Origin of the sequence: Paraburkholderia sp. BR10954 (assembly GCF_040965775.1) — a bacterium.
In the GTDB taxonomy this organism is placed as follows: Bacteria; Pseudomonadota; Gammaproteobacteria; order Burkholderiales; family Burkholderiaceae; genus Paraburkholderia; species Paraburkholderia youngii.
On record NZ_JBFRCK010000207.1, the window covers coordinates 1 to 564 of the forward strand.

General features: G+C 69.7%; 1 protein-coding gene. It reads right to left on the reverse strand.

Annotated features, from left to right (window positions below):
- On the reverse strand, positions 1-564 hold a 564-nt coding region (locus AB4Y34_RS41905; protein WP_368719314.1), incomplete at both ends, for a phosphopantetheine-binding protein.

The window sequence follows — 564 nt, forward strand, 5'->3', positions numbered from 1 at the left end:
CGTGCCGGGCGGCAGGATCTCAACCCGGGGCCCCTCCTCCGCATCAACGAAGACGCTGCGCAGCGCCTCGTGGCGCGCATACAGCTGATCGAGGCTGCGTCGCCACGCCGCGCGATCCAGCCTGCCCTGCAGCCGCCAGCCCAGCGGAACGTGGTAGCGGGCGCTGTCTTTGTCCAGCTGTGCCAGAAACCACAGCCGCTGCTGCGCAAACGACAGCTCAAGCGGCGCCTGGCGCGATACGGCCACAATCGCCGGCAGGTGTTGGGGACCGGAGCGGCTCAACACCTCGACGATATTTGCGGCAAGATCGCCCAGCACCGGCCGCGCGAACAGCATCGCCAGCGACAGTTCCACACCCGCAATCTGCGACAGCCGGCTGAGCAGCCGCACGGCCAGAAGCGAATGGCCGCCCAGCTCGAAGAAGTGGTCATGCCGACCGACCCGCTCCAGACCCAGCAGCTCCGCCCACAGCTGCGCCAGCACCGTCTCGAGCTCCCCGCGCGGCGCCTCGTAGCCCCGCCGCGCATAGGCATCGTCAGCCGGCGCCGGCAGTGCCTTGCGGTC